We start from the raw sequence: 7784 nt of genomic DNA, 5'->3' as shown, positions 1-7784 counted from the left end.
CGGCGCCCGGCGCGGGCGTGCCGGCCGACCCGGGCGCGGCCGCGGCCGGCTTCGGCTTGCGGCGGACGAAGGTGGCGGTCAGCGAGCCGAGCAGCAGCCCGGCGCCGCCGAGCGCGACCGCCGCGATCGAGCCGTCCAGCACGGTGCGGCGGTGCACCGCCTCCTCGGTCAGCCCGTGCCGCCGGTCCCGCTCGGCCCGGCGGGCCAGGAAGCCGTCCACCGACAGGTAGGGCGTGCCGAGCAGCAGCATCGCCGTCCAGGCCATCAGGTACGGCAGGTCGTTGCCCAGGTAGTAGGGGGTGACGTTGAAGCTGATGGTCAGGAAGAGGGTCAGGCTGAGCAGCGCGCCGCCAGCCGCGGCGATCCGGCCCCAGAGCCCGAAGAGGGTGCCGAGGCCGACGGCCAGCTCGCCGAAGGCGATCAGCAGGCCGAAGAAGGTGGGCGCGTGCAGCGCGGGGGCGAGCGCCCAGCCGATCGGGCTGTGCGGCTTGGCCGCCAGGGTCTGCGCGTAGAAGGACTGCGGGTCGCCGGCACCGGCCAGGTAGTGGCTGTCGGCCAGCTTGTCCAGGCCGGCGTAGCTGAAGGTGACGCCCAGGAAGAGCCGCAGCGGGAGGAGCGCGTACCGGCCGGCGAGCTCCCGGCGCTGCGCGGCCCTGGCGGCACGGCCCGCCACCGCCGGGGGCACCGACCCGACGACCGGGGGCTCGGCGCCGTCGCCGGCCGCCTCGGCCGGGTCTCTGGTGCCCTCCATCATGGCGTTCACCTTTCTCACAGTCCGTCAGATCAAATGGCAGATGTGTTGAGCATTCTGCCTATTTTCGACGGTATCCCGAGCCCCCGGTGTCAGATCCGACCGCACCCGCGACCCGGCCGGATCTGACGCGAACGGCCGCACCGCCACCCACGGGTACGTGGGCGGCGGTGCGGCCGTTCAATCGGAGGGCGGGAGACTCACTCCCACTCGATGGTGCCCGGCGGCTTGCTGGTCACGTCCAGCACCACGCGGTTCACGTCGCGCACCTCGTTGGTGATCCGGGTGGAGATCTTGGCCAGCACCTCGTAGGGCAGCCGCGACCAGTCGGCGGTCATGGCGTCCTCGGAGGAGACCGGGCGCAGCACGATCGGGTGACCGTAGGTGCGGCCGTCGCCCTGCACACCGACGCTGCGGACGTCGGCCAGCAGCACCACCGGGCACTGCCAGATCTCGCGGTCCAGGCCGGCCGCGGTCAGCTCCTCGCGGGCGATCGCGTCGGCCTCGCGCAGCAGGTCCAGGCGCTCCTTGGTGACCTCGCCGACGATCCGGATGCCCAGGCCCGGGCCCGGGAAGGGCTGGCGCTGGACGATCTCCTCGGGCAGGCCGAGCTCCTGGCCGACCATCCGGACCTCGTCCTTGAACAGCTTGCGCAGCGGCTCGACCAGCGCGAACTGCAGGTCCTCGGGCAGGCCGCCGACGTTGTGGTGCGACTTGATGTTCGCGGTGCCGGTGCCGCCGCCGGACTCCACCACGTCCGGGTAGAGGGTGCCCTGGACCAGGAAGTCGACGGACTCGCCGTGCGCGCCGGCCTCGGCCACGATCTCGGCCTGCGCCTGCTCGAAGACCCGGATGAACTCCCGGCCGATGATCTTGCGCTTCTCCTCCGGGTCGCTGACGCCCTTGAGCGCGGTCAGGAACCGCTCCTCGGCGTCGACCACCTTGAGCTTGACGCCGGTGGCCGCCACGAAGTCCTTCTCGACCTGCTCGGTCTCGCCCTGGCGCATCAGGCCGTGGTCGACGTACACGCAGGTCAGCTGGTCGCCGATGGCCTTGGCCACCAGCGCGGCCGCGACCGCGGAGTCCACGCCGCCGGACAGGCCGCAGATCGCGCGCTTGTCGCCGACCTGCGCCTTGATCAGCGCGACCTGCTCGTCCACCACGTTGTGGGTGGTCCAGGTCGGGGCGATGCCGGCGCCGCGGTAGAGGAAGTGCTCCAGGATCTGCTGGCCGTGCGTGGAGTGCAGCACCTCGGGGTGGTACTGGACGCCGTAGAGCTTGGCCTCGTCGTTCTCGAAGGCGGCGACCGGGACCACGTCGGTGGACGCCGTCACGGTGAAGCCCTCGGGCGCGGCGGAGCAGGCGTCGCCGTGCGACATCCACACCGACTGCTCGCCCGGGGTGCCCTCGAACAGGGTCGAGCCGTTCTTGCTGACGTGCAGCGCGGTACGGCCGTACTCGCGGGCGCCGGTGTTGTCCACGGTGCCGCCGAGGGTGATCGCCATCAGCTGGAAGCCGTAGCACATGCCGAAGACCGGGACACCGGCCTCGAAGATCGCGCGGTCGAGCCGCGGGGCGCCCTCCTCGTAGACCGAGGACGGACCACCGGAGAGGATGATCGCCTTCGGGTTCTTGGCGAGCATCTCGGCGACCGGCATGGTGCTCGGCACGATCTCGCTGTAGACCCGCGCCTCACGCACCCGGCGGGCGATGAGCTGGGCGTACTGGGCGCCGAAGTCGACCACCAGGACGGTGTCGACCTGCGGGACGGACTGGTCGGGGGTAGCAGAGGACACAGACGGCCTTCCGGCAGCGATGTGGGGGTGTCACCCCCGAGTCTACCGGGCACCCCGTTCGGCCGTGTTCACCACCGGTTTCACCGCCGTGCACCGCCGCCGTGCACCGCCGCCGTTCACCCCTTCGCCGGTCGCCCGTGTCCGGGCCGCGCCCGGACTCGTTGCTCCGGACGACCGCACGACCGCGCCGCACCCACCAGGTGCGCCGCACCGGGCGCCCGGGCCCACGCCCGTGCGGTCGGCAGGACCACGCGTGGAGTTTCTCCAGTCCGCCCGCAGGTGTGGTGCTCCCCCGCGCGGGGACGCCGTGGGACCACCTGCGGGTGCGGTGGGGCGGCGGCAGGGGACAGCGGCCGGCCCACGACTGCGCCAGGAGGTGCGGCGGTCGGCCCCGGGGACGCCCGGACCGCCGCCGCGCCGCCCGGTCGCCGGGCCATGGGGGCCCGGATTCTCACTGACGACCACTGATGATCACTGATCGACCGTGCGACTACCGACCGTCACGACTGTCATCGGGCTGCCGGTGGCCCGCTACGGCCCCCAGACACTGCTGACAGCGTGTCAGTACGACCCTCCGGGAAAAATGGACTGTGCCGAAGTCCGCCGAATCGGTTGCAGAGCATGGCCTGCGTCCACCACGATGCTGGAAGGGGGTGCAACGGTGGCCGACTCCGGCCGACGGATCACCCACCCCGGCGGTCCTGCCCAGCTGCGGTGACCGTGGGTATCAACTCACGCTCCGTGAGGGCGGCGCCGTCACCCGGCCCGACTCGGACGGAGTGCACGGGCGACGCGCCGCACCGGCGGCGCGCTTCCAGACCAACCGAATAGACGGCGCTCATCCCCCGGCGCCGTCGCCCCAGCACCGGCGCTGCCCTGACGCCGCGTGCTGAGCGACAAAGGGCCCCGTTCCCCCGCGGGGCCCTTTGCCTTGCCCGGTCAGTCCTCGGCCGTGCCTTGTCCGTCCTCAGGCCGTGCGTCCCGCTTCTTCGGCACCACGGGCACCGGCAGCAGCGGCACCCGCAGCTCGCCGAACGCCCCGGCCGGGACGGCGGGCGTGCGCGGGGCGACCGCGGCCACCCGGCGGTACGGCTCGCCCGGCGCGGGCCGCGGGTCCGCCTCGCCCTTGTTCGGCCACATCGACATCGCCCGCTCCGCCTGCGCGGTGATCGTCAGCGACGGGTTGACGCCGAGGTTGGCCGAGATGGTCGAGCCGTCCACCACGCTGATCCCCGGGTGGCCGTGGAGCCGGTGGTAGGGGTCGACCACGCCGTGCTCGGGACCCTCGGCGATCGGGCAGCCGCCGATGAAGTGCGCGGTCATCGGGATGTCGAAGACCTCGCCCACGGTGCTGCCGGCGAAGCCGTTGATCGAGGCGGCCAGCGCCTTGGCGCCCTGCTCGGCGGCCGGGATCCAGGTCGGGTTCGGCTCGCCGTGGCCCTGCCGGGAGGTCAGCTTCCCCTTGCCCAGGCCCTTCTGCTTCAGCGAGACGGTGATCGAGTTGTCCACCGACTGCATCACCAGCCCGATGATGGTCCGCTCCGACCACCGGTAGTTGCTCAGCGAGCGGCCGAAGACGGTCGGGTGCTTGACCGCGGCCGCCGCGGCCTTCAGCCAGCGCGGGCCGCGCCCGCCGCCGGGCACCTGCATGATCGACAGGAAGCCCATCGCGTTCGAGCCCTTGCCGTAGCGCACCGGCTCGATGTGGGTGTTCTCGTCCGGGTGGATCGAGGAGGTGATCGCCACGCCCTTGGTGAAGTCCACCGGCCCGCCGTACCGCCGCGGGGTGGTCTGCGCGCCGACCAACGCCTCGGAGTTGGTGCGGGTCAGCTCGCCGAGGGCCGGCGAGATGCCCGGCAGCCGGCCCTGGTCGCGCATCTGGTGCAGCAGCGTCTGGGTGCCGTAGGTGCCGGCCGCCACCACCACCCTGGCCGCGGTCAGGGTGCGGGCGCCGGCCCGCTCAGCCGCCGCACCGCGGGCGTTGGTGCGCTTGACGTCGACCGCGTAGCCCTCGCCGTGCGGCCGGATCCGGGCCACCGTGGTGAGCGGGTGGATCTCGGCGCCGTTGGCCTCGGCCAGGAACAGGTAGTTCTCGGTGAGCATGTTCTTGGCGCCGTGCCGGCAGCCGGTCATGCACTCGCCGCACTCGGTGCAGGCCCGGCGGCGCGGCCCGGCACCGCCGAAGTACGGGTCCTCGACCTCGGCGCCGGGCACCGTCTTGGCCGACCCGTCGCCGTCCTCGCCGTCACCGAAGAAGACCCCGACCGGCGCCAGGTGGAAGGTGTCCCCGACCCCCAACTGCTCGGCAGCATCCTTGAGGTGGACGTCCGAGGGGGTGAGGGTGGGGTTGGTGCGGACCCCGAGCATCCGCTGCGCCTGGTCGTAGAAGGGCGCCAACTCCGCTTCCCAGTCGGTGATGTGGCGCCACTGCCGGTCCTCGAAGAAGGCCTTCGGCGGCACGTAGAGGGTGTTGGCGTAGTTGAGCGAGCCGCCGCCGACCCCGGCGCCGCCGAGCACCACCACGTTGGTCAGCAGGTGGATCCGCTGGATCCCGTAGAGGCCGAGCGCCGGCGCCCACAGGTAGTTCTTCACGTCCCAGGAGGTGCTGGGCAGCTCGTCCCGGGCGAACCGCCGGCCGGCCTCCAGCACCGCGACCCGGTAGCCCTTCTCGGTCAGCCGCAGCGCGCTCACCGAACCGCCGAAGCCCGAGCCGACAACGATCACGTCGTAGTCGAACCCGTCCGGCCCGGTCACGGCGTCCTGCGTCACGGCGTCCTGCGTCACGGCCTCCTGCGAGACGGCGTCCTCCGGCACGGCCTGCTCCGTCCCGCTCACTTGGCCCCCAGGGTCTTCAGCGCCTTCAGCCCGGTGGTGAAGAGCGCGGCCCACTTCTCCTCGCTCAGCCCGAACGCGGGGGCGATCGGCAGCAGCCGCTGCATGGCGATGGTCTGCGCCTCGGTGAAGCGCAGGATGCCCTCCGCACCGTGCCGCCGGCCGAGCCCGGAGTCGCCCATCCCGCCCATCGGCGAGGCCACCGAGCCGTAGGCGGCGGCGTAGCCCTCGTTGACGTTCACCGTGCCGGTGCGCAGCCGCGCCGCGACCGCCCGGGCGCGCCGCAGGTCCTTGGTCCAGACGCTGGCGTTGAGCCCGTAGGAGGTCGCGTTGGCCCGGGTGACCGCCTCCTCCTCGGTGTCGAAGCGGTAGATCGAGACCACCGGGCCGAAGGTCTCCTCGGCGCAGACCGCCATCTCGGCCGTGACCCCGTCCAGCACGGTCGGCTCGAAGAAGAGCGGGCCGAGGTCGGGGCGGGCCCGGCCGCCGGTCAGCACCGTGGCCCCCGCCTTGACCGCCTCCTCGACGTGCCGGGTGACGGTCTCCAGCTGCCGCTCGGAGACCAGCGAGCCCATGTCCGCGCCGTAGGCCAGGCCGCTGCCCAGCCGCATGTTCCGGGTCCGGGCGACGAACCGCTCCAGGAAGGCCTCGGCCACCGAGCTGTGCACGAAGAGCCGCTCGACCGAGACGCAGAGCTGCCCGGCGGAGGAGAAGCAGGCCCGCACCGCGCCCTCGGCGGCCCGGTCCAGGTCGGCGTCGGCGAGCACCAGCATGGCGTTCTTGCCGCCGAGTTCCAGCGAGGCGCCGACCAGCCGGGCGGCCGCCCGCCGCGCCACGTCACGGCCGGTGGCGGTGGAGCCGGTGAACGAGACGTAGTCCGCGTGCTCGACCACCACCGGACCGAGCACCGGGCCGTCGCCGATCACCAGCTGCCACAGGTCGGCCGGCAGCCCGGCCTCGATCAGCAGCTCGCGGGCCCACAGCGCGGTCAGCGCGGTCTGCGTGTCCGGCTTGTTGACCACCGCGTTGCCCGCCACGAAGGCCGGCAGCGCGTCGCTGACCGAGAGCTCCAGCGGGTAGTTCCACGGCGAGATGTGGCCGATCACGCCCTTGGGACGGCGGCCCTCCAGGGTCTTGGTGAGGACCGGCACGGCCCCGCCGCGGCGGCGCTCCTTCAGGTAGCCGGCCGCGCCCCGGCCGTAGTGCCGGGCCGCCATGCTGGTGGCGAGGATCTCGTCGAAGGCGTGCAGCCGGGACTTGCCGGTCTCCGCCTGGATCAGGTCGAGCACCTCGTCCTGCCGCTTGAGCAGCAGGTCGTGGAAGCGCAGCAGCACCGCCGCCCGCTGCCGCACCGGCGTTTCGGCCCAGGCCCGCTGGGCCCGCCGGGCCCGCTCGAAGGCCTGCTCGACGTCCTCGGGCGTGGAGCGCGGCAGCTCGGCCAGCGGCTCGCCGGTGAACGGCGCGCGGGTCTGCACCCGCTCGGCCCCGGGGTCGGCGCTGACCCCCCGGGCCAGGCGGCCGACCAGGGACTGCGGGACCGCCGAGGCGACCGTTCGGCCGGCGCCCGGGGCCACGGGATTGCGGCCGCTGCCGCGGCTCTCTGCCGTGATGTCCGTCATGGGCGCAGCCTAGGCCTTGGGTGGCCTGTTGTGTACCCGTCGGTAACAGCGAAAAGGCCTTACGGTGCCACCGGGGTGAAGCCGTTCAGCAGTGCGGTGAAACGGTTCTCGGTCTGCGTGCGGTCGGTGCCGTTGGCCGGGCCGGAGACCAGCATGGTGTACGAGGTGCCCTGGCCGTCCCGGTACTCCTCCTCGATCACCCGGCGCGGTCCGGCGTTCTGGCCCTTGGTGGTGTTGGTGAAGGTGTAGACCCACTGGGCCGCCTCGTAGCCGTGCACCGTGGCGGCGGCGAGCGACTCCCGGTGGTAGTTCGCCAGCCCCGACTGCGGCTTGGTGCTCAGGTCGTGGTCCAGCGAGGTGAGGTGGTCCAGCGGCGTGAGCGACTGGCCGACCTGGCTGGCGAACTGGATCAGGTGCTTCTCGCCGTCCGGGCTGTAGTAGACGTTGTTGTTGTCCGGGTTCTGGCTGCGCTGCCAGACACCGCCGTCCAGCGGCTCCGGGAAGCGGAAGCCCATCGGGTCGGTGACCCAGCTGTAGCCGGCCGGCGCCGGGCCGGGCGGCGTGGTGGCACTGGGCGTGGTCGGGGCGGAGGTGGGCAGCGCGGTCGGGGTGACCGGCGCCTGGGTGGGGCCGGTGGTGGGGTCGACCACCGGCTGGCCGTGGTGGTCGTAGCGGACCACGGCGAAGGCCACCGCGCCGCTGACCACGGCGGCGGTCAGGCCGAGCAGCGCCAGCCGGCGCAGCGCGCTGCCGCGGCGCCGGCCGCGGGTGCCGCGGCCGGCCGGG

The 7784-nt window shown here is 73.0% G+C and carries 4 protein-coding genes and 1 pseudogene; all 5 read right to left on the bottom strand.

All coding sequences use genetic code 11. From position 1 onward, the window contains the following. Positions 1-187: 187 nt before the first annotated feature. Positions 188-751 (bottom strand): annotated as a pseudogene (locus ACQRUO_RS37615) (DoxX family protein); the annotation flags it as partial. A gap of 200 nt (positions 752-951) precedes the next feature. Next, entirely contained in the window at positions 952-2547 is a 1596-nt protein-coding gene (gene guaA / locus ACQRUO_RS37610; RefSeq protein WP_428320678.1) for a glutamine-hydrolyzing GMP synthase, read from the bottom strand. Between the two features lie 939 nt (positions 2548-3486). Further along, positions 3487-5382, bottom strand: a complete 1896-nt coding sequence (locus ACQRUO_RS37605) for a GMC oxidoreductase (RefSeq protein ID WP_428320677.1) — start codon at positions 5380-5382, stop codon at positions 3487-3489. Next, positions 5379-6998: a succinic semialdehyde dehydrogenase gene (locus tag ACQRUO_RS37600; RefSeq protein WP_428320676.1), complete on the bottom strand. Its 1620-nt coding sequence runs from the start codon at positions 6996-6998 to the stop codon at positions 5379-5381. Before ACQRUO_RS37600 ends, ACQRUO_RS37605 begins: the two co-directional genes overlap by 4 nt. A gap of 59 nt (positions 6999-7057) precedes the next feature. After that, positions 7058-7784, bottom strand: a 727-nt coding sequence (locus tag ACQRUO_RS37595) for a hypothetical protein (protein ID WP_428320675.1), incomplete at its 5' end; no start/stop codon positions are given.

Source organism: Kitasatospora sp. LaBMicrA B282, assembly GCF_050325825.1.
Classification (GTDB): Bacteria; Actinomycetota; Actinomycetes; order Streptomycetales; family Streptomycetaceae; genus Kitasatospora.
Note: the sequence above shows the minus strand (reverse complement) of the source record. Positions and strands in the feature narration are given on the sequence as shown.

Bases quoted from the DNA above. Each gene is read 5' to 3' on its own strand.
- ACQRUO_RS37600 (WP_428320676.1), bottom strand. From the start codon at position 6,998: ATGACGGACATCACGGCAGAGAGCCGCGGCAGCGGCCGCAATCCCGTG.